Raw genomic sequence first — 21615 nt, forward strand, 5'->3', positions numbered from 1 at the left:
GCTAACGTACCGGGGATGCGTCCGACCCGTCTGACCTCCGCCTTGCTGCTGTGTCTCCTGCTGGCCGGGTGTGAGCGGGGCGCCTCCCCTGCGAATCCGCCGCCCGCAACGCCCCAGACAGGCGGTGCGCCTCCCGAGACCTTCGCGAAGGCGGGGCTCGTCGCGCCCATCACCGTCCCCGGCGTGAGCGACCCGGGCCAGGTGGACCTCGAGGCGCTGCGCGAGGCCGTGGCCCATCCCCAGGTGCTGTCGGAGGCCGCCCTCGCCGACCTGGAATCACCCGAGGGTTCCCTCATCGAGGAGCGCTCGCGCCCCCGTGCCCAGCTCCCGTCCGCCGCCCCGAGCGGCGAGGCGCTCGGGGCCCCGGACGTCGAAGAGGTCGCGGCGATGGAGGGTGGCCCTCCCGCCTCCCCCGCCACGGCCTTTCAGGAAGCCGAGGTACGGGACGCCCCGCGCATGGCCAACGGGCCAGCCCGCCGCCCCAGCGCGAGTTCCGGTGCGGCCGGCGCCGCCGCCCCCGCCGAGAGTGACGGGCACGCGGACAAGAGGCGGGAGGTCTTCCAGGAGGCCGAGGCGCTCGCGCGGCGGGCGGCACCCGCTCCCGCGAAGAAGAAGGGAGGCCCGGAGGCCGAGGAGCCCCTCCCCACTCCCGTCCTGCCGAAGGTCGAGGCGGCTCCACGCGCGGCGAAGGTGCTCGTCCGTGACGAGTCCGGGCGCTTCCAGCCCTTGAAGACCCGTGCGATCCGCGTGGTGACCTACATCCAGGGAGCGCGGGCACGCACGGTCGTGGACCACCTGTTCGAGAACGACACCGGTCGCTCGCTCGAGGGGACCTTCTACTACCCGCTGCCGGGTGGCGCGACGGTGGCGGGCTTCGCGCTCTACTCCGGCGCGGTGCCCGTGACGGGCCCTTCCTTGTTCCAAGCCTCGGACCTGCTGCCACCGTTGGATGACGGCTCCGCGCGCGTGGAGTCCCTCACGGCCTCCGCGCCTCCGAGCCCGACCGGCGCGAAGCGCTCCTGGGGCGCCCCCCAGGAGGCCCGTGTCGTGGAGCAGAAGCGGGCCCGCGAGGTCTACGAGGACATCGTCCGCAACAACGTGGACCCCGCGCTGCTGGAGTGGGCAGGCGCCTCGACCTTCAGCGCGCGCGTCTTCCCCCTGCCGCCCAAGTCGCTCAAGCGGGTCGTCATCGCCTACGAGCAGACGCTCCTCCACGATGGGAAGCACCTGCGCTACACGTGGCCACTGCCGGCGGGCGCGGGCAAGGCCGTCCAGGTGTCCGCGCGCGTCCACGTCGACCCTCGACAGGCGGGCGCGGTGACCGTGTCCCCCGACCCGACACAGAAGGCGCGGAGCGTGGGGACCTGGCGCGCCTACGACTTCGCGAAGCTGGAGGGCGACGGCGGATTGTCCGTGGCGCTCGAGCCCCGCCGCCCGGAGGCGGACGTCCTCGTGGGGCGCGACGACGCGGGCTATCCCGGCCAGGCCTTCCACGCGCGCATCCGCCTGCCGAAGGACCTCACCAGCGAAGCCGAGGGGCCGCCCACGGGCCGCGCGGTGCTGGTGGTGGACACGTCGCTGTCCTCCGAGGATGGGAATGCCTGGGCGCTGCAGGCCGCGATGTTGCGCGCGCTCCTGGAGAAGGACGCGACGCTGAAGGAGTACGCGGTGCTGCTCTTCGACGTGCGCCCGCGGTGGCTGCACGGCCAGGGCTGGCGCGCCAACGACGCCGCGAACCGCCAGGACACCTTCGCCCAGTTGGAGCGCATCTTCCTGGAGGGCGCCTCCCACGTGGACGGGATGCTGGACGAGTTGGACCGGGCGTCAACGGACTGGCTCAAGCCCGCGAAGCCCGGCGAGCGCGTCACGGCGTTCCTCCTGTCGGACGGCAACGTCACCTGGGGCCAGAGCACCGTCGAGTCGCTCATCGCCCGCCATCCCTGCGCGGAGGCGCTGCGGTGGGTGACGTACCGCTTCGGTGAGTCGGCGGTGAACACGGACCTGTTCGACGCGCTGGCGCGCGCCAGCGGGGGCCGGGGCGTGAGCGTGCTGTCCGGCTCCGGGGTGGACGCGGCGGCCATCGCCCACCGCGCCGCCGCGGTCGTCCTCGCCCGGGTGGAGGTGAAGGGCACGGCCGTGAAGGACCTGATCGTCGCCAGCCGCCCCCACCTGGTGTTCCCCGGGCAGGAGCTGGTGGTGGCCGGACGCCTCCCAGAGCCCGGCGCCGCGGAGCTGGAGGTGGTGACGCGCGTGGGCGAGGCGGAGCGCACGCTGCGCGTGCCGCTGTCCCGCGACGAGGAGGCTTCGTTCGCGCCCCGCGCCTGGGCGGAGGTGTTCGTGGCGCGGCTGGTGGCCCTGGACGACGAGCGGCTGGACCGGATGGCGGTGGCGCTCAGCCAGCACTACCGGCTGGCCAACGCCCGGGCCTCCTTGCTCGTGCTGGAGTCGGAGGGGGACTACCAGCGCTTCGCCATCCGCGACGAGCGCGTGGAGCTGACCGACCTGGAGACGCTGCGCAAGCGCGAACAGGACCAGCGGCGGGACAAGCTCCAGGGCATCGCGCTGGACGAGGTCCCCGAGTCCGGACGCGCGGTGGTCCGCGCGCTCCAGGAGCACCGCGCCGCGCTGACGCCGCTGCTCCAGCGCCAGCCCCTGCAGGACGCGCCCTACGCGGGAGGAGACCTCCGCCTGCAGGCGGAGCAGGACTACCGCAAGGCGCGCCGGGAGAACCGCGACGACGTCATGGTGTACGAGGCCATCGCGCGCAACCGCGCCTTCGCGGGAGACACCTGGGGCGCCCTCCGGGCCCTGTCCTCGCCGGTGGAGCTGCGCCCGAAGGACGCGGAGGCCTTGCGGTTGGTGGGCTATGGCCTGCTCGCCCTGGGCCAGTACCCCGCCGCCGCGGAGCTGTTCGAGCACGTGCGGCTCAACCGCCCCTTCGAGGGGCAGGCCTACCTGGAGGAGGCCCTCGCGCTCGACGCGGCGGGCCGCTACTCGGAGGCCGCGCGCAACTACGAAATCCTCCTGGCCCGCCCCTGGGCGCGGCATGCAGAGCAACTGCGCGTGGTGGCGCGCTACCACTACGCACGCTCGCTCATCGCGCTCGCGAGGGTGCCCCGCGCCAAGGCCGTGGCCGCCGTCCTCACGGCGAGGGTGGACGAGCTGCGCGCCTCCTCCAACAACTCCGGAGAGGGCGCCCCGCTCGACGCGCCCATCGACTACCAGCTCACCACGCACTGGAACATGGACAGCACCGACATCGACCTGTGGGTCATCGAGCCCGGGGGCGAGCGCTGCTTCTACCAGCACATGCAGACGCGCAGCGGCGGGAGGCTCTACTGGGACATCACGGATGGCCTGGGGCCGGAGCTGTACCACGCGCGCAAGGCGATTCCGGGGCCCTACCACGTCGTGGTGCACTACTACGGCAACCGCTCCCCGCGCCTCGCGGTCCCCACCGCCCTGCTGCTGGTGAGCGACCGGGGCGTGTTCACCCCCGAGGACACGTACCGCCGGCGCTTCCAGTTGCGCATCCTGCCCAAGCAGGACGCCCGGCTGCTGCTGCGCCGCGAGGAGCTCATCGCCGGAAAGTCCACCCTCGCGGTGCAGCCGACGCCGTGACGTCTCCCCTCCCCCTCCACGAGGCCCGGCATGAGCCACGGACGTAGCCCCCGAGGTCCCATCGGTCGTGTCAATGGCCTGCGGCGCGTGGAGGGCGCGGACGGCGTGCTTCGCGTCAGCGCGCTGGAGCGGGTCTCCGGCCCGGAGCGCGTGGAGGCCGCCGACCCCACGCGCCGCACCTTCGCGGAAGCGCTCGACCGCGCCTCGCGCGGGCTCCACAGCACGGAGCCACTGCCCTCCGCCCCACCCCGCAGGACCTCGCCGCCCACCCCGCGGAGGAGCGAGGACGAGGACGAGTCGATGCGTCCCCCCGCGCCGCCCCCCGACACGTTCCTGGGGATGCTCTGGTGGAAGATGAAGAAGGGCGAGCGATAGTCCCCTGCCCGGAGGGCGACGCACACGCGGAATCGAGGGCCGCCCCGCCGCAGGCGGACCGGGCCGCATTCGGGCCTCCCGCCACGCCGTGAAACACGAACGGGCCCGGCGCGATGGACGCACCGAGCCCGCTCAGGACCCACGACTCGACGAAGCGCCTCAGCTCCCGAGCGCCACGTTCTCCAGCACACCCAGCGCGTCGGGGACGAGCACGGCGGCGGAGTAGTAGGTGCTCACCAGGTATTGGGTGAGTGCCTGGTCGTTGATGGCCATGCGCTTCACGGTGAGGCCCGGCTCGACCTCGTCCGGGATGCCGGCGTTGTGCAGCCCCACCACGCCCTGGTCGTCCTGCCCGGTGCGCATGGCGAGGATGGCGGTGGTGTTCTCCCGGCTGATGGGCAGCTTGTCGCACGGGAGGATGGGCACCCCGCGCCACGCCTGGAACTTCGCCCCGCCCACGTCCACCACCGTCGGGTACAGGCCGCGCCTGGTGCACTCCCGGCCGAACGCCGCGATGGCGCGCGGGTGAGCCAGGAAGTAGCGCGTCTTGCGGCGCCGCGACACCAGCTCATCCATGTCGTCCGGCGTCGGCGGACCCGAGCGGGTGTTGATGCGCTGCTTGAGGTCGGCGTTGTGCAGCAAGCCGAACTCCGGGTTGTTGATGAGCTCCCACTCCTTGCGCTCCTTCAGCGCCTCGATGGTCAGCCGCAACTGCTCCTGCGTCTGGTTCATCGGGTCGTTGAAGATGTCCGACACGCGGGTGTGCACGCGCAGGATGGTCTGCGCCACGCTCAGCTCGTACTCGCGCGGCTTCAGCTCGTAGTCCACGAAGCCGCCCTGGATGACCGGCTCGCCGTGGTGACCCGCCGTCAGCGGGATGGCCGCCTGGCCCGCCTTGTCCTGGGGCTTCTTCAGCTTGGCCTTGTAGCGCTCCACGTGCGCCGCGAGCGCCGGGGACTGGACGATGAGGGACTCGAACACGTCCTGCGGCAGCGCCATCACCGTGCAGGCCGTGAGGGCCTTCACGGTGAAGGGCCACACGTCGTTCGACTCCACCACCGCCTGGTCGCCGAAGTGGTCGCCGTCCGCCAGCGTGTCCAGCACGACGGGGTCGCCGTACTTGCCGGACGTCAGCTTCTGCGCCTTGCCGTGCGCGAGGAGGAACACGTGCTCGGCGGACTTGCCCGCCTCCACGATGGTGTCCCCGGCCTTGAACTGCTGCTGGGTGAAGCGGCCCGCCAGGGTGCGGATGAGCAGGTCATCCACGTCCTGGAAGCCCCGCATCAGCGGCAGCTTGAGCAGCTCCTGGGGGATGACCTCCACCTTGACGCCGATGTTGCTGAAGTTCAGCCGGTCGTCGCCCACGGTGTACGTCAGCCGCCGGTTGACGCGGTACGTGCCGCCGGACACCTGCACCCAGGGCAGGATGTTCAGCAGGTAGCGGGGCGAGATGCCCTGCATCACCGGCTGCGTCTTGGTGGTCGTCGCGAGCTGGCGGGCGCCGGCCGTGCTCAGGCTGGTGCCGTCGTGCGCCGCCTGGTCCTTGTCTGGATTCGCCATGGAAATGCCTTCCGTTCGGATGCGAAATCAGGGGAGCGGCGAAGACTACGAGCGGCCCAGCTCCACGCTCTCCAGGATGCCCAGCGCGTCCGGCGTGAGCACCGCCGCGGAGAAGTACGCGGTCACCAGGTAGTTCATGATGGCCTTCTCGTTGATGCCCATGAACCGGACGTTGAGGCTGGGCTCGATCTCATCCGGGATGCCCGCCTGGTGCAGGCCGACCACGCCCTGGTTCTTCTCACCCACGCGCATCAGCATGATGGACGTGGTGCGCGACTCGGAGACGGGGAGCTTGTTGCAGGAAACGATGGGGATGCCACGCCACGCGGGCACGTGGTTCCCGTTCATCTCGATGCTGGTGGGATAGATGCCCCGCTTGTTGCACTCCTGACCGAACGCGGCGATGGCGCGCGGGTGGGCCAGGAAGAACGACGGCTCCTTCCACACCGTGGCCAGCAGCTCGTCCATGTCGTCCGGCGTCGGCGCGCCGGAGCGGGTGTGGATGCGCTGCTTGAGGTCCGCGTTGTGCAGCAGGCCGAACTCGCGGTTGTTGATGAGCTCGTGCTCCTTGCGCTCCTTCAGCGCCTCCACGGTCAGACGCAGCTGCTGCTGGGTCTGGTTCATGGGGTCGTTGAAGAGGTCCGCGACGCGCGTGTGGATCTGCAGGACCGTCTGCGCGATGGCCAGCTCGTACTCGCGCGGGTGCGTCTCGTAGTCCACGAAGGTACCGGGCAGCACCGGCTCGCCGTGGTGGCCGGCGGCCAGCTCGATGGCCTTCTGGCCGGAGGTGTCCTGCTTCTTCTTGGAGCGGGCCTTGAAGTTCTCGATGTGCTTCTGGAGCGACGGGACCTGCGCCACCACCGTCTCGAAGGCGGACTGCTGGAGGACGAGCGCGATGACCGGCGTCACGGCCTTGGCCGTGAACTGCCAGTAGTCCTGCGACTCGAGCAGCGCCTGATAGCTGTAGTGGTCGCCGTCCGCCAGCGTCTCCAGCACCACCGGCTCGCCGTACTTGCCGGTGCCGATGCGGTTCACCTTGCCGTGCGCGATGAGGACGATGGAGTCCGCTTCCTTGCCGGCCTCGGTGATGACCTCACCCGCCTTGAACTCCTTCTGCTCGAAGCGGTTGGCCAGCGCGGTGAGCGCGTCCACGTCGTCGTAGCCGCGCAGGAGCGGCAGCTCGCCCAGCTCCTGGGGAATCACCTGCACCTTGGCGCCCGTGCTGGTGAAGGTCACGCGGCCGTCGCCCACCGCGTAGGTCATGCGGCGGTTGACGCGGAACGTGCCGCCGGACACCTGCACCCACGGCAGCAGCTTGAGCAGCCACCGCGAGGAGATGCCTTGCATCTGCGGCTCGGACTTGGTCGTCGTCGCGAGTTGACGCGCCGCCTGCGTGCCGAGGCTCTGGTTGTTGTCGTCGAACTTCTTCGAGTCGTTGGACATGGGTCACCCTTCTCCAGGTTGAAGCTTCGAAAAGCTCCGGATTGCGGTTGAACTCAGGGCTTGTCGGCGCGGAACAGCTCGGCGACGCGCATCGCGGAGGTCCCCAGGCGGGAGTGGTTCCCGACCTCGACCTTCGGCGACGCGTCGTGGATGAGCTCCTCCTCCGTGTAACGGGTCACCGCCGCGTGCCACCGGGGGATGCCCGCCATCCACTGCTGGAGCTGCTCCACGTACTTGTGCAACTTCTCCTGCGCCTTCGCGTCCAGGCCGAAGGTGCGGATGACCGCCGGCAGCTCCTTGGCCACGAGATGCTGGAACTGCTTCATGCGCGCGGTCATCATTTCGTTGACCACCAGCACGGCCGCGTCCTTGTCCACGCCCAGGAACTTCTGGACCACGAGCACGCAGTTGTTGAGCTCGCCCTCGAACTGGATCTCCTTCTGATAGGAGAAGAGGTCGTTGACGAAGCAGGCGTAGTCCGCGGCGGAGTTCTCCAGCCCGCGCAGCGTGCGGGTGTTGAAGACGTCCTCCGGCACCGCGTCCCCCTTGGAGAGGCGCGACAGGCTCATGGTGAGGTCCGAGCCGAACGTCTTGCGGCGCATCTCCACGTAGTCCACGGGGTCCGGCACGCGGTTGAGGAGCTGGTTGTTCAACTCCCACACCCAGCTGTCCGTCATGTCCTGGATGGCCTTGCGGAACAGCTTGCGGCCGCGCGGAGACAGCGGGCCCGCGGTGCGCTTCCACAGGTCCACCAGCCCCAGCTCCACCGGGTTGGTGGGCACCGCGGCGTTGGCGGCCTCCACGTCATCCGGCATGAACTGCCCGAGCCGCGCGGTGAACGTCTTCGCGCCCGCCATGTCCCGCGTGCGGGCGTAGAGCAGGGGGAAGTAGTCGTCCGCGTAGGTGCCCCAGACGAGCCAGCACGCCGTCAGGTCCAGCTGCTCCGGGGTCGCGTCCGGGTGGATGAGCGCGCCGCACAGGGCCACGTCCGCGGCGTCGAACTTGTGGTCGTCCCAGACGTAGAACCCCACGACGGGGACGACCTCCAGCATGCCCACCCGGCGCGCCCAGTCCTTGGAGTTCCTGCGCGCCCGGTCCAGGTGGGGGCTCAGGTACGTGCTGTAGGGCATGTAGAACTTCGGCAGCTTCGTGGGGCCCACGTGCTGGCGGGGCACGTGGCTCAGGGAGCGGGCGCGAGGCCCCAGCCCCAGCGCGCCGGCCGTCAGCGGCAGCCGCAGCGCGGAGGTGCCCAGGCCGGCGGGCACCGGGATGGACAGCGCCGGGCGCTCCTGCGCGTGCTGGTTCATGTAGCGGTTGGAGCGCATGTGCCACTCGTGACCGCCGGACTGCCAGTCCTGGAGCCCGCGCAGATAGGTGAGCACCTGCGCCTGCTCCACCGCGTTGAGCCCGTACTCCGCGAAGAGCCACGGCAGCTCCGTGGCGAAGGTGGTCTCGAACTGCTGGAGCCGCGACGTCAGCAGGTCGTTGACCAGGTCCGCCGCGCGCTGGGTGTCGCAGTCGAGGAACTTCTCCACCACCAACACGCCGTTGGAGAGCTCGCCCTCCTCCAGGATTTCACGCTCGTAGGAGAACAGGTCGTTGCGCAGGTGCACCGCGTCCGAGAACGTGTCCTTGAAGACGCGCATCGGCCGGCTCTTCACCACGCGGTCCGGAATCTCCGCGGCGACCGCGTGCTCCACCAGGTCCGACGACCAGGGCGCGCCGCCCACCTTGCGGCGCATCTCGATGTACTCGATGGGATTGGAGACGCGCGCCTCGCTGATGTTCGCGATCTCCCACATCGACTCGTCGAGCAGGTGCTTGGTGTTCTCGAAGAAGCGGCGGCGCCAGTCCATGGACATGGAGGGCACCGTGCGCTGCCACAAATCCCAGAGGCCGCGCTCCACCGCGTTGGTGGGCTCCGGCGGCGTCTGGGACATGTCCAGCGGCATGAACAGCGGCAGCCGGTCCAGATAGGCCTGCCCGCCCTTCACGTCTCGCGAGTACTTGAAGACCTCCAGGAAGTGGTCGTCGAAGTAGAAGACCCAGACGTACCAGTCCGTGATGAGGTCCAGCTCCGGCCCCGGCGCCTCCGGGTGCGTGTACGCACAGAGCAGCGCGTAATCCATGCCGTCGAAGCGGCGCTCGGACCAGACCTCCCGGTCCGTCCCGTCCCGGGGAGGCCCCAGGATGCCCATCTGATAGGACCACGCCTTGGTGTGTGCGCGGGCCGATTCCAGGTTCGGGTTCAGGCGCGCCGGCCACGGCACGTAGAACTCCGGGAGTTGGAATGGTTGCTTCTGCCGCCCCTTGGACATGCTCGCCCCTCGTTGGCCCTCCCGGAGCTTGTACTTTCGCCCAGCGATCACTTCCACGAATAACAGTTTGAGCTGGAATAAATCGATTCATCCGACAAATAAGGCTTCGCGGGGATTTCCCCTGACCCACCGTTCGACAGCGGATGAGAAGAAGAGAAGCCCTCGCGCGGGGAGGTCCGCGGCGCGAGCGGGCCCCGCGCCAACACCTCACGACGCGGCGCGAGATGCTCAGCGCCGCCGACCGGGAGCCCCCGCGCGGAACGTGTCGCACGCCGCCAAGGTGCCCTGCGTCATGCCCCGGCGGAACCACTCCACCCGTTGGGCCGACGAGCCATGGGTGAAGGACTCGGGCACGACGTAGCCCTGGGTGCGTCGCTGGAGGGTGTCGTCGCCGATGGCGGAGGCCGCGGCCAGCCCCTCCTCGACGTCGCCCTTCTCCAGGACGTTCCGCTCCTGCTGCGCATGGTGGGCCCAGATGCCGGCGAAGCAGTCCGCCTGGAGCTCCTGGAGCACGGACAACGCGTTGGCCTCCTCGGGCGACGCGCGACGTCGCGCGGCGAGCACCTGGTCGGAGATGCCCAGCAGGTTCTGCACGTGGTGCCCCACCTCGTGCGCCACCACGTAGGCGCGAGCGAAGTCGCCTGGGGCGCCGAAGCGGCGCTCCAGCTCGTCGAAGAAGTCCAGGTCCAGGTACACGCGCTGGTCGAGCGGGCAGTAGAAGGGCCCCACCGCGCTCTCCTGCATGCCACAGGCGGACCGCACCGCGCCGGTGAAGAGCACCAGCCGGGGGTCCACGTAGCGCACGCCCTCGGGCCGCAGCAGCTCCGGCCAGGTGTCCTCCGTGTCCGCCAGGATGACGGACACGAAGTCCTTCATCTCGTCCTGGCGCGGGTCCACCGGCTGACCGGAGCCGCCCATGCCCACGTCGCGCGCGCTACCGGACCGCGACGTCACCACGGAGGGGTCGCCGCCCAGCAGGAGCACCAGCAACGCCACCACCAGCGAGGCGGCGCCACCGCCCACCGCCAGCGGCCGACCGAACCCCTGCCCCCTGCGGTCCTCGATGTTCGAGCTGCGACGCCCTCCCTGCCAGCGCATGCGTCCTGCCCTCCCGACGGGCGCCACGTCCCGTCGGGAGAAGGTAGTCAGCGTCGCCCGGCGAGGGCGCGGACTCCGCGTCCCCCGCCCGGCCCGGGAGCGACCGGGCAAAGGGGCGCTCGCGCCCCGCCGCGACGGCCTACGGCGCCGACAGCGCCTGGAGGGCGGTGCGCGCCTGCCCCTCGTCCGCGACGACCCCCACGACGAGCCGCTTGCGGCAATCGTCGAACTCCTTGCGCAGCGCCGCCGGCGTCACCGCCTGGAGGTACGCGGGCCGGTTGGCCAGGTCCTCCGGGGAGAAGCCCCGCCGCCGCGCCGCCAGGAGCGCGTCCACCCACGCCTCGGAGGAGATGTAGCCGACGGCCTGACGGGCCAGCAGGCGCGAGCGGGCCTGGGCCAGCTCCTCCTCGCCCAGGTTCGCGGCGAACGACGACATCATGTCCTGGACGAACTTCGCGCCCTCGGCCATCCGCCGCGCATCCACCAGGCCCTCGACCATGAGGTGCGACGCGCCGCCACGGGCGATCCACGGCTGCGCGCCGAAGCCATACGAGGCGCCCGTCTGGGCGCGCATCTTGTGCGTGGCGCGCAGCTCCACCAGCTCCGCCATCAAGGCATAGCGGGCCTCCGCCGCGGGCGTGGCCGTGGGGAGACGGCAGGCCAGCTCGAGGTGGCCCTGCGAGGCCCCGGGGCGCGCCATGACGAAGGTGCGCGGGTTGGCGGAGGGCGCGGGCAGCTCCGGCGCGGGCGGCGTCGTCACGGCGGTGGTCGGCCCATGCTTCCAGCCCCCGAGGTACTCGCGCACCAGCGGCTCCACCGTCTTCACGTCGAACTCCCCGGCGATGACGACCACGGCGTTGCCCGGGCGGTACACGTCGCTGATCCACGCCTGGGCCTCGGACAGGGACACCTGCTCCAGCTCCGCGCCGGTGGCGTCGCGGCCGTAGGGGTGGGTGCCATAGAGCGCCTGGTGCATCGCGCGCTCGGCCTGGACCTCCGGGTGCAGGTCCGTCGCCTTGCGACGCGGCAACACCTGCTCACGCAGGAAGCGGACCACGTCCTCGCTGGTGCGCGTGCTGGACAGCCACTCGGTGAGCATCGCGAGCATGTTGCCCACGTTGCCGGCGGTGCCCGCAACGGCGAAGCGGGTGTTGTCGCGCGACATCCGGGAGCCCGTATGCAGGCCCCAGTGGCTCGGGTGGCCCTCGAACCACGCCTCACGGAAGGCCCCGGAGGACGCCAGCTCCGCCACGCCGTTCTTCTCGCCGTAGGTCGAACCGCCGCCCAGCATCGCGCCCACGCGCACCACGGGCAGGCCGGGCCTGGGGACGAGCAGGACCTCCATGCCGTTGTCCAGCTTCATCACCTGGACCGGCGACGTCAGCGCCGACAGCATGGACGGCGTCACCCGACGCGACGGCGCCACGTTGGAGGTGTCCTCCGGCAGCGCCGCCGGAGCGGCGACGGCGGCCCCCGCCTGCTCCCCGGGCCGCACCAGGATGACGCGCGCCCGGTCGCGCTGGAGCCACTTGTAGGCGAAGTCCGTCACCCGGCCCCCGTCGATGGCCATCAGCGCCATCTGCGACCGGGAATAGCCGCGCACGTCGAGCATGAAGTGCGTCAGCTCCGCCCGGCGGATGGTGCGCTCCAGCAGGTCCTCCGACTCCAGCACCATGCCCGTGATGACGTTGCGGCGCAGGGCCTGGAAGTCGTACTCGCGCCCCAGCACCTTGCCCGCGTCGATGTCCTGCTTCCACGTCTGCATCACCTGGTCCAGCACCTTGTCCGCGGAGCGACGCGGGTTGGCGCCCGTGGAGAGCTCCACCCGGATGACCAGCAGCGACGCCCGTGTGCCGGCAATCAGGTGCGAGGAGAAGCCGGCGATGTCCCCGTCGTTGCGCTGGGAATCCGTCACCGACTCGCGGAGGTTCACGCGCACGAAGTCGTGGATGGCGCTGGCCTCGTCGAAGCCACGCGGCAGCACCCAGGAGATGTACAGCTCGGGCGCGGCGACGGAGGCCTGGAACTCCGGGATGGTGGCGGGCGCGGGCCGGACCGGGGGCTCCGGCACCTGCGGCAGGCGCGTGCCCACCGCCAGCGGCGCGCCCGTGCCCACCCAGCTCGGGGGCAGGTTCTGCGTCAGCACCGCCTCCACCGCCGCCAGGTCCACGTCACCCGCGATGACGAGGGTCATGTTCTCCGGCCGGTAGTGGCCCCGCGCGAAGCGCTGCGCGTCCTGGAGCGTCAGCGCGGACAGCGACTCGTGCGTGCCGATGACGGGCCGCGAGTACGGGTGCTCGGCGGGGAACGCCGCCGCGTGCATCCAACTGAAGACCTGGCCGACGAAGCCCGTCTCGTTGCGCTGGCGCAGCTCGTTGCGGACCACCTCGCGCTCCACCGCGAAGACCTCCGGGGAGATGCCCCCCAGCGGGGCCATCAGCCGCTGACCTTCCATCTTCAGGAGCTCGGGCAGCGACTCCTTCGGGGCGAGCGTCTGGTACAGCGTGTAGTCCAGGCTGGTGAAGGCGTTGGCGTGGCCCACGCCCAGCTCCTCCTGACGGGTCAGCACCGAGGGCCCTCCCGCCGCGCGCGCGCGGAAGGCGAGGTGCTCCACCACGTGCGCCAGGCCCTCCTTGCCCTCGGGGTCGCTGGAGCCGCCGGCGCCCACCACCGCCACCACCGCCACCACCGGCGCGCGCCGGTCCTGCTCCACCACCACGCGCAGGCCGGAGGCCATCCTGAAGTCGCGCAGGGGGAAGGAGACATCACGCATCACCACCTGTCCGCGCGGCGGCAGCGACGCGCACGCGCACAGCAGGGAAGCGAAGAGGACCAGTCCCCCGCGCCACCACCGGTGACCGGCGGAGGGGGGACGAAGCAGGCGCTGGGATTTCATGCGGCTCCGGAACACGGGGGCCAGCACGCGCAAACCCACACGGCCAGCCCGACCTCTAGTGGTTTCGAGACAAACGACCCGCCCCGCCAAAGACTGACACACCCTCCAGGTGGCTCGACCCGACGGAGCAGGACGCGGCGAGAGGAGTTAGCACGGCGTCAGTCGCCAGGCCAAGCGTTCCCGGGGACGAGCCGCGACGATGACGTGACTTCCACGCGGACCTGATTGTTTCATGCCTTGACACCCACGGCCGCGGCGACGTGCTGGCTGCCCCACCGGGCGACGCCGAGGATGGTCTCCATGGGGTTGACGCCCAGGGCGGTGGGGAACACGGAGCCGTCCACCACGAAGAGGTTGTCCGCGTCCCAGTAGCGCAGCGTGCTGTCCACCACGCTGGTGTCGGCGCTGCCGCCCATGGCGCAGCCGCCCATCTGGTGGGCGCTGAGGACGCGGCACATGAGCGGCGCGTAGGGGGCGTCGTCCAGCTTCGCGATGTCCTTCTCCTCGCGGATGAGCACCGCGTCCGAGTGGGGGCTGATGACGAGCTCCGCGCCGGCCGCCAGTTGGATGCGCGCCGCGACCTTCAGCGCTTCCCGGAAACCCTCCCAGTGGAATGCCTTCAGCGGATAGTCCAGCCCGAGCCGCGAATATCCACCGTCGCGCAGGGCCACCGTCCCGCCCGGGTCGCCGTGTACGCCATCCAGGCAGATGGAGAGGACGGCATTGGCGTACGGGAGCCGGGCCATCAGGTCCTGGTGCGCCGGACCAAACCCAGACAGCGTCACCGCGCCCAGCAGGGGGAGGATGGGTGGCACCTCGATGAGCCAGCCCAACCGGCCCGGTCCCCGGTCGATGAACTGCCGCGAATACACGGTGAGCGGGGCGCCCATGTACGCCTCCACGCGCTCGGGGAAGCGGGCGTTGGAGACGACGACGGGGTGGAGGAAGAGGCGCTTGCCCACGTGGCCACGCCCGGTGAGCCCGCTGCGCAAGAGGAGCGCGGAGGAGTTGATGGCGCCCGCGCAGACGGCCGTCACCCGGGCCTTCACCGTCAGCCGCTTGCCGCTGGGGCGGTCCGTCCTGGGGTCGAGGACGTCCGCGTGCACGGCCGTCACGCGCGAGCCCGACATCTCCAGCCGTCGCGCGGTGACGTTGGCATACAACCGCAGCCCGAGCGTCACCGCCTCCGGGATGAGCGTCACCAGCGTGGACTGCTTGGCGTCCGTGGGGCAGCCCAGGCCACACGCGCCCAACGCCGCGCAGGCCTTCACGTTGCGCTTCACCGTGCCGCGCGAGTAGCCGAGCCGGCCCAGTCCCTCCCAGAGAATCTGGTTGTTGCGGTTGGCGCGCTCGATGGGCCAGTCGCGGATGGTCAACCGCTCCTCCAGCCAGTCCCAGTGGGGCGCGAGCGCCTGCGTGTCCAAGCCCTTCACGCCGTGGACGTCCCGCCAGCGGTCCAGGATTTCGGGCGGCGTGCGGAAGCTGGCGCACCAGTTGACGGTGGTGCCTCCGCCCACCGTCCGCCCCTGGAAGATGCCCACCGACAGGTCGTCCGTGGCCCGGTTGCCCTGCTCCTGGTAGAGCGTCGTGTAGGCGCGCAGCTCGTTCGAGTCGAAGTCGCGGCGCGTGTGCAGCCCGCCCTCCTCCAGCATCACGACGTCCAGGCCGCGCCGGGCCAGCTCCAGCCCCAGCACGCCACCGCCCGCGCCGCTGCCGACGATGCACACGTCGCAGGTGAGGACGCGGTCCTCGGTCAGCTCGTCCCCCGTGAAGATGCGGCCGCTCATGGCGTGGCCCCTCCCTCGCTCGTGGTCGTCGTGTCCTTCGCCTCGCGCCAGACGGGGGCGTTCGGGTCGTGGAAGCCCTCGGAGGCGACGAAGCCCGTGGCCGCGATGGCGGCGGGGTGGGCGTAGTAGGCGGAGTAGATGAGCGCGCGCAGCGCGTGATAGCCCGAGCGCCGGAACACCAGCCGGGAGGTGCGCCAGCCCTCCAGCACCACGTCCTGCGCCCCGGGCTCGAGCAGCGAGAAGGGCGTGACGTGGCCGGTGAACAACAGGCCGGCGAGCGCGTTGTCGAACAACCCCAGCAGCGCCTTCACCTCCTTCGCGGCGGACGGGTCCGCGCGCGCCAGCAACCCATCCGCCGTGGAGGCCACGCGCGCCACGTCCGCGTCCGGCCACCCCGGACGCGGGGGGAAGGCCCGCCGCGCCACGGCCTGGAGCGTGGCGTACTCCCGAGGCCCCAGCACGCGCAGCCCCTCCTCGGGGAGCGGCAACACGAGCCCTTCGCGGAAGGCGAGCACGCCGCTGCCGCCCAACGCCAGCAAGGCCCCGCCCGCCAGCCCCCGCTGGAGTAGCCCCCGGCGCGACAGCGAGGCCGGTCCGACGTGAGACACGGTCATTGCATCCTCCGAACCCCGGACGGGCCCCGCCAGGAACACAACGCGCTGCGAGTCGGCCCGGAGTCTATTCCTCTCCACCCCGCCGAAGGCAACCTGTCAGGGGATGCACACGCCCGCTCAGGGCGGCGGCGCGGACGCGGGCACGAGCGCGTCCCGGAGGACGACTCCGGGTGGCTGCTCGCGCGCCGTGGCGTCCTCGTAGCCACGCGCCACCAGCTCGCTCAGGGCGAAGGGGACTCCGCGCTCCCCCTCCTTCGCCCGCGCGCGCGCCTCCAATGCCTTGCGCGACTGCTTCTCCGCAGAGGGCACGCCCACCAGGATGCGATTGGCGCTCCCCTCCACCTCGAATGTATAGAGTTGGGTGAAGGCCGCCTGCCAGGTGCGCGCCATGGAGCCATAGCGGGAGTTGGGAGGGTCCGCCCAGACGTTGCCCACCGCCGCGCCCCGGCCGGTCAGCCGCGCGCGGACCGCCGCGAGGAACTCCACCGTCGCCAGGTGCTCCGGGATGCTGTCCGGGCCATACGCGTCGAGGAAGACGAGGTCGTACGCGGGGCGTTGGGCCTCGATGAAGGCCCGGCCATCCGCGACGTGCGCCACCAGCCGCGAGTCCTCGTGGAAGCCGAAGTAGCGCCGCGCCACGTCCACCACCACGGGGTCGATGTCCACCACGTCGATGCGGGCGCGCGGCAGCACGGCGCGCAGGAACATGGGCATCGCGCCGCCCCCCAGCCCCACCACCAGGATGCGCCGGGGCTGGGGCACGAACGCCAGCCCCACCATGGCCACCCGCGTGTAGGCCAGCTCGAGCCGCCGGGGCGCTCCCGGCTTCACCACGCTCTGGAGCGCGCCCGAGTCGTCGAACTGGAGATAGCGCAGCCCCGCGCCGTCCTCCTGGACGGAGACACGCGCATAGGGTGACTGCTTCTCGAAGAGGACGACGCGCGAGCCGTCCGCCGCGCACGTCAACAGGGCCAGCACCCACGGCGCCAGCCATGAACCCCAGCGCCGCATCCGTGCTCCTTCCGACGCCCCTCAAAGTAGCACTTCCTCCAAGAAAACCAATGGGTTGACCTGTGCAACGCCAGGGTTCACCTTGGCGCGCATGACCCACCCCTACGGCAACCTCCCGGAGGAGCTGCGCACCCTCGTCATGGAGGAGGAGGCGCTGCTGGCCCGCGTGCAGGCGACCCTGGAGGCCGCCCGGCGCAAGGCCGGCAAGGGCCAGGACACCCAGGGACTCATCGCCCAGCTCCAGGTGCTGCGCGACGACGCCTCCACGGCCGCCGAGGCGGACCTGCCGCACCTGTTCACGCAGATGCACTACACGCGCACGCTGCTGGAGCGGCAGGAGGCGCTGAAGCTGCCCGACGCGCAGGCGCCCTACTTCGCGCACCTGCGCCTGGAGGGCGAGGCGGGTCCACGTGACTACCTGCTCGGCCGCACCACCTTCGCGGACGTGGGCGAGGGCGTGCGCATCATCGACTGGCGCTTCGCCCCCGTGGCCCGCGTCTTCTACTGCTACGAGGAGGGCGACTCCTACGAGGAGCAGTTCGGCGAGCGGCTGGCCGAGGGCACCGTGGCCACGCGTCGGCTGGTGGTCATCGAGCGGGGCGTGCTCACGCGCATCATCTCCGGCGGCCGGGTGCTGGAGCGCGGGGCAGACGGGGCGTGGCGCAGCGTGGGGCGGGACGTCACCCACTTCCAGGCGGGTGGCGCGGGCACCGCGGCGCGGCCGGAGTTCCTGGGCACGGGCAAGGGCGCCCAGCGCACCGAGGACGCGTTCGGCGTCACCGCCCTGCTGGACGCCGAGCAGTACGACGCCGTCAGCGTGGAGTCCGAGCGCCCCCTCCTGGTGCTGGGGAGCGCCGGCAGCGGGAAGACGACGGTGGCGCTGCACCGGCTGGCGAAGATCGCCTTCGACGACCCGGAGCGCTACCCGCAGTCGCGCATGAAGCTCATCGTCCCCGAGGAGGGCCTGGCCCGGCTGTCCCGCCGGCTGCTCGCGCCGCTGGGCCTGGGGCGCGTGTCGGTGGAGACGCTGGACCACTGGCTGCTCGCCACCGCGCGCTCGGCGTTCGACCTGCCGGGCATCAAGCTCAGCCCGGAGACGCCGCCCCTCGTCGCCCGCCTCAAGCGCCACCCCGCCCTGCGCCGGCTGCTGCTGGGGCGCATCGGCGCGCCGAAGACGGAGGCCGGCACCACGCTGGAGCGGCTGCACCGCCGCCTGGCGGACGCGTACCTGGACCGGCGCTTCCTGGAGGACGTGGTGCGCGAGGCGAAGGGCGAAGTGCCGCGCACCGCCATCGACGAGGTCCTGGAGCACACGCGGCTGCAGCGCTCCACGCCCCTGGAGAAGGAGCTGAGGGACATCACCGACCCGGAGCGGCTCATCACCGTCGACGGGCGCGCCATCGAGGCCGACACGCCCTACGCGCTCGCGGGGACGGTGGACCTGGAGGACCTGCCCATCCTCATGTTCCTCAAGGCCCAGCACGGCCCGCTCGGCCTGGACCGGCTGGCCCACATGGTCCTGGACGAGGCGGAGGACTTCTCCCTCTTCGAGCTGTTCGTCGTGCGCAAGCTGCTGGGCAAGGGCAGGAGCTGCACGCTCGCGGGGGACGAGATGCAGCAGACGGAGGCCGGCTTCGCGGGCTGGACGGCCGCGCTCGACGAGCTGGGCATCCGCGACGCGGCCACGTGCCGACTCCAGGTCTCCTACCGGTGCCCCGCGCCCGTGGTGGAGCTGGCGCGGCGGGTGCTCGGCGACCAGGCGCCGGAGGCCTCCTCGCGGCCCGCGCGCCCGGGCGCGCCGGTGGGCTTCCACCACTTCCCGGACGAGGCGCAGGCCCAGCTGTTCGTCGGCGAAGCCCTGCGCGACCTCGTGGAGCGCGAGCCCCATGCGTCCGTGGGGGTCATCGCCAGCAGCCCCGAGGCCGCGGACGCCGTCTACCGCGTCGTGGCGGACCAGTCCTGGGCGCGCCGGGTGAAGGACGGCGAGTTCTCCTTCGAGCCCGGCGTGGACGTGACGGACGTGAGCAGCGTGAAGGGGCTGGAGTTCGACTACGTCATCCTGTCGGACGCCACCGCGCGGGCGTGGCCGGTGGACGACGAGTCGCGCCGGCGCCTGCACGTGGCCATCACCCGCACGTCCCACCAGTTGTGGGTGGTGTCGTCCGGCGCGCGCTCGCGCCTCATCCCCGCGGAGGGCGCGGCAGCTCCACGGTGAAGGTGGAGCCCTTGCCCGGCGCGCTGCGCACGAGGATGCGCCCGTCCATGGCGTCGACGATCTGCTTGACGATCCACAGGCCCAGGCCCAGCCCGCCGTAGTGCCGCTCGCTGGCGAGCCGCTCGAAGCGCTGGAACAGCCGGTGCTGCGCCTCCGGCGCGATGCCCACGCCCTCGTCCGTCACGGACAGCCAGGCCCGCGTCTCGTCCGCCCCGACGCGCACGTCGATGGGGCGCCCGCGGCCGTACTTGATGGCGTTGGACAGGAGGTTCTGCAGCACCTGCTCCACGCGCAGCCGGTCCCAATGCCCCGGGGCGGGCTCGGACGCCTCCAGGCGCAGCGCGCAGCCGGCCCGCGCCAGCTCCTCCGCGAAGCGCGGCACCATCTCCCGCGTCAGCGCGGCCAGGTCCAGGTCCTCGCGCTCCAGCCGCAGCCGGCCCGCCGTGATTCGGGAGACGTCCAGCAGCTCGCGCACCAGGCTGGACAGGCGCGACAACTGCCGCTGCACCGCCACCACCTTCGCCGTGGTGGAGTCCGCGCCCGGCACACCCGAGTCGTGCCAGGGCTCCAACTGCTTGCGCAGCGCCTGGACGTTGAGCGTGAGCGAGGTGAGCGGCGTGTTCAGCTCATGGGACGCGACGGAGAGGAAGGAGTCCCGGGCGCGCACCGCCTCCTGCGCCTCCGTGTACAGCCGCCCGTTGTCGAGCGACGACGCCGCGCGCCGCGCCAGGTCCTCCGCCAGCCGCACGTCCGCCTGCGTGTAGCGCCGGCCCGGCGTGGTGTTGACGAGCGTCAGCGCCCCGAGCACCTGGCCCCGGGTCATCAACGGCACGCTGATGTACGCGGTGACGCCCAGCTCGCTCATCGCGAGCCCGTGGTCCGCGTCCCGCGCCAGTTGCGACACGTGCTCCGGGCGCAGCTCCGACACGAACTCCGTGACGCCCGTGCGCAGCACCTTGCCGATGCCCGCGGCGTCGTCGAGCCGGAGGGGATGGCGCTCGTGGAACACGCGCGTGCGCGCCACCACCTCCGGGCGGATGTGCGCCATGGCGACGCGGCGCACGCGCCCGTCCAGCATGGGCACGTCCACGCAGCACCCGTCCGCCAGCGGGGGGACGGCGAGGTTGGTCAGCCGTTGGAGGATTTCGTCGTGCTCCAGCGAGGACGCCAGCACCTCGCTCGCCTGGGCGAGGAAGGCCGCGTGGCGTTGGGCCCGCCGCGTCTCGTCATAGAGGCCCCGGAGGATGGCCTCCTGCTTCTTCTCCCCGGTGATTTCGCGCGAGATGACGTAGACGCGCCCGTGGCTGCGGAACAGGCGCTTGACGAACCAGCGCTCCCGCGGCGCGAAGTGCCACTCGAACTCCGCGGACTCGCCCGTCGCGGCCACGCGCAGGAAGCGCTCCTGGAGCTGGGGCTTGAGGGACTCCGGGAAGACATCCCACAACAGGCGACCCAGCAGCTCGCCGCGAGGCCGCCCGAAGCCGCGCTCCAGCGCGGGGTTCACGTACAGGCACACCCCATCCGCCGCGCAGAACGCGACACTCTCCGGGAGCTGCTCCCACAGGACGGTGTCGAGTCCCTCCGCGTCCGGAACGCACGCGTCGTTGCTGCTGGCAAGCCCTTGTCCGGTCAAGAGAAGTGGTCCACGCGTCGGGTGCGGGTACGGGTCCAGACCCCCACTTCCGCTTAGCATCTACCGACCCACGCCCCACCGCCACTGCCCGCACGTCTGCCCAGCATCGAACACTCGCGGACGCCCCCGAGGCCTGCCCGCCCGCCCCGAGGATGGGGACGGAGGGTGCGAGCCGACGCGGGCGCCCGGTGAAACCCGCGTCCCCCGCCGAGCAGGCCAGGCCCAGGGACACGCTCAGGGGGGCGACGGCTGCCCCTCGCGCCACTGGGTGCGGAGCGCCTCCCGCTCGCGCCGGCGCGCCTGCGCCTCCTCTTCCTGGCGCGGGTACTCCGACAGGCGGGTGCGGTGCATGTTGATGCTCAGCTCGTACAGGCCCCGGTCGCGCTCCGGCAGCTCGCCGCCATGGTCCGCCATCACCGTCGTGGCGAACTGCACCATGTCTTCTGACACCTTGCGTCGGTGCGCGTAGTAGTCGCGGACCTCCTGCTCCGTGGCCTCGCCGGACTGGATGCGACCGAATGCGTCATTCCAACGCCGCGTGTCATCCTCGCGCTTCTTCAACACCTCCGCGTCCGTCGTCGGCGCCGCCAGCGACCAGTAGAGGTTGTCGGGCAGCTTCGCGCGCAGCTTCTCCAAATCGATGGGATAGGGCTTGGCGGGCCCGTCCTCCCCCTGCGCCACGTCGACGGTGGGAGGCTTGAGATAGTCTTTCATGACGCTCCCCGTCACGGGCGCGGCAGCGGGCGCCGTCGAGGGAGGCGTGGCGGGCGCCGCGGGCGCGGAGGGCGCCGCCGCGACGGGGGGTGTCTCGGATTCGGGCGTCGGCGCGATGAGCACGTATGCGAGCGCGGCGACGAGCACGAGCGCCGCCAATCCCACCAGCCATCCCAGGCGCGTTGCGCCAACGTTGTCGGACATTGCGTCCGAATACCGCGCGCCTCCCGCGGATGGCAACCAACGCCTGTCATGGCGCAATGCATCACAACGACGCGCAGGTGACCAAAACATGAAACAACACATTCTCCTCCTGACTCGCGTGTCAAC

The 21615-nt window shown here is 71.4% G+C and carries 13 protein-coding genes; 3 read left to right on the plus strand and 10 right to left on the minus strand.

The window, feature by feature from the left end:
* Positions 1 to 15: 15 nt before the first annotated feature.
* On the plus strand, positions 16 to 3621 hold the full coding sequence (locus tag LZ198_RS08215) for a VIT domain-containing protein (protein WP_253971327.1): 3606 nt from the start codon (positions 16 to 18) through the stop codon (positions 3619 to 3621).
* A 30-nt stretch (positions 3622 to 3651) separates the two neighbouring features.
* Entirely contained in the window at positions 3652 to 3996 is a 345-nt protein-coding gene (locus LZ198_RS08220; protein WP_253971328.1) for a hypothetical protein, read from the plus strand.
* A gap of 159 nt (positions 3997 to 4155) precedes the next feature.
* Here the strand turns inward: LZ198_RS08220 and LZ198_RS08225 are convergent, their stop codons facing one another.
* From LZ198_RS08225 to LZ198_RS08260, 8 genes are all read right to left on the minus strand, one after another.
* On the minus strand, positions 4156 to 5556 hold the full coding sequence (locus LZ198_RS08225) for a family 2B encapsulin nanocompartment shell protein (protein WP_253971329.1): 1401 nt from the start codon (positions 5554 to 5556) through the stop codon (positions 4156 to 4158).
* A gap of 45 nt (positions 5557 to 5601) precedes the next feature.
* Positions 5602 to 6999: a family 2B encapsulin nanocompartment shell protein gene (locus LZ198_RS08230; RefSeq protein WP_253971330.1), complete on the minus strand. Its 1398-nt coding sequence runs from the start codon at positions 6997 to 6999 to the stop codon at positions 5602 to 5604.
* 53 nt (positions 7000 to 7052) lie between these two features.
* Positions 7053 to 9317, minus strand: a complete 2265-nt coding sequence (locus LZ198_RS08235) for a family 2 encapsulin nanocompartment cargo protein terpene cyclase (protein ID WP_253971331.1) — start codon at positions 9315 to 9317, stop codon at positions 7053 to 7055.
* Between the two features lie 228 nt (positions 9318 to 9545).
* A complete protein-coding gene (gene ypfJ / locus LZ198_RS08240) occupies positions 9546 to 10415 on the minus strand; it encodes a KPN_02809 family neutral zinc metallopeptidase (protein WP_253971332.1) in 870 nt (289 codons plus the stop codon).
* Positions 10416 to 10554: 139 nt separating this feature from the next.
* On the minus strand, positions 10555 to 13311 hold the full coding sequence (locus tag LZ198_RS08245; protein WP_253971333.1) for a M16 family metallopeptidase: 2757 nt from the start codon (positions 13309 to 13311) through the stop codon (positions 10555 to 10557).
* Positions 13312 to 13541: 230 nt separating this feature from the next.
* Positions 13542 to 15098: a GMC family oxidoreductase gene (locus tag LZ198_RS08250; RefSeq protein WP_253971334.1), complete on the minus strand. Its 1557-nt coding sequence runs from the start codon at positions 15096 to 15098 to the stop codon at positions 13542 to 13544.
* Positions 15095 to 15706 (minus strand): hypothetical protein, encoded by a 612-nt coding sequence (locus tag LZ198_RS08255; protein ID WP_253971335.1) that lies wholly within the window; start codon positions 15704 to 15706, stop codon positions 15095 to 15097. The genes LZ198_RS08250 and LZ198_RS08255 overlap by 4 nt, the downstream gene beginning before the upstream one ends.
* Before the next feature lie 123 nt (positions 15707 to 15829).
* Entirely contained in the window at positions 15830 to 16723 is an 894-nt protein-coding gene (locus tag LZ198_RS08260; protein WP_253971336.1) for a spermidine synthase, read from the minus strand.
* Between the two features lie 91 nt (positions 16724 to 16814).
* On the opposite strand from LZ198_RS08260, the gene LZ198_RS08265 reads away from it, so the two are divergent.
* Positions 16815 to 18938 carry an ATP-binding domain-containing protein gene (locus LZ198_RS08265; protein ID WP_253971337.1) on the plus strand — a complete coding sequence of 708 codons (2124 nt, stop codon included), beginning with the start codon at positions 16815 to 16817 and terminating at the stop codon, positions 18936 to 18938.
* Here LZ198_RS08265 and LZ198_RS08270 read toward each other — a convergent pair.
* Both LZ198_RS08270 and LZ198_RS08275 read right to left on the minus strand, forming a co-directional pair.
* A complete protein-coding gene (locus tag LZ198_RS08270) occupies positions 18904 to 20631 on the minus strand; it encodes an ATP-binding protein (protein WP_407667384.1) in 1728 nt (575 codons plus the stop codon). The two genes, LZ198_RS08265 and LZ198_RS08270, sit on opposite strands and share 35 nt — an antisense overlap.
* Before the next feature lie 174 nt (positions 20632 to 20805).
* Complete coding sequence (locus LZ198_RS08275) at positions 20806 to 21489, minus strand: hypothetical protein (protein ID WP_253971339.1); 684 nt, start codon at positions 21487 to 21489, stop codon at positions 20806 to 20808.
* Positions 21490 to 21615: the final 126 nt, after the last annotated feature.

The sequence above is a fragment of the Myxococcus dinghuensis genome, assembly GCF_024198235.1.
GTDB classification, from domain to species: Bacteria; Myxococcota; Myxococcia; order Myxococcales; family Myxococcaceae; genus Myxococcus; species Myxococcus dinghuensis.

Excerpts from the sequence above, each read along its gene's own strand:
- LZ198_RS08260 (WP_253971336.1), bottom strand. The coding sequence starts at position 16,723 with ATGCGGCGCTGGGGTTCATGGCTGGCGCCGTGGGTGCTGGCCCTGTTG.
- LZ198_RS08215 (WP_253971327.1), top strand. The coding sequence starts at position 16 with ATGCGTCCGACCCGTCTGACCTCCGCCTTGCTGCTGTGTCTCCTGCTG.
- LZ198_RS08245 (WP_253971333.1), bottom strand. The coding sequence starts at position 13,311 with ATGAAATCCCAGCGCCTGCTTCGTCCCCCCTCCGCCGGTCACCGGTGG.
- ypfJ (WP_253971332.1), bottom strand. The coding sequence starts at position 10,415 with ATGCGCTGGCAGGGAGGGCGTCGCAGCTCGAACATCGAGGACCGCAGG.
- LZ198_RS08265 (WP_253971337.1), top strand. The coding sequence starts at position 16,815 with ATGACCCACCCCTACGGCAACCTCCCGGAGGAGCTGCGCACCCTCGTC.
- LZ198_RS08220 (WP_253971328.1), top strand. The coding sequence starts at position 3,652 with ATGAGCCACGGACGTAGCCCCCGAGGTCCCATCGGTCGTGTCAATGGC.
- LZ198_RS08235 (WP_253971331.1), bottom strand. The coding sequence starts at position 9,317 with ATGTCCAAGGGGCGGCAGAAGCAACCATTCCAACTCCCGGAGTTCTAC.
- LZ198_RS08275 (WP_253971339.1), bottom strand. The coding sequence starts at position 21,489 with ATGTCCGACAACGTTGGCGCAACGCGCCTGGGATGGCTGGTGGGATTG.
- LZ198_RS08230 (WP_253971330.1), bottom strand. The coding sequence starts at position 6,999 with ATGTCCAACGACTCGAAGAAGTTCGACGACAACAACCAGAGCCTCGGC.
- LZ198_RS08270 (WP_407667384.1), bottom strand. The coding sequence starts at position 20,631 with ATGCTAAGCGGAAGTGGGGGTCTGGACCCGTACCCGCACCCGACGCGT.
- LZ198_RS08225 (WP_253971329.1), bottom strand. The coding sequence starts at position 5,556 with ATGGCGAATCCAGACAAGGACCAGGCGGCGCACGACGGCACCAGCCTG.
- LZ198_RS08250 (WP_253971334.1), bottom strand. The coding sequence starts at position 15,098 with ATGAGCGGCCGCATCTTCACGGGGGACGAGCTGACCGAGGACCGCGTC.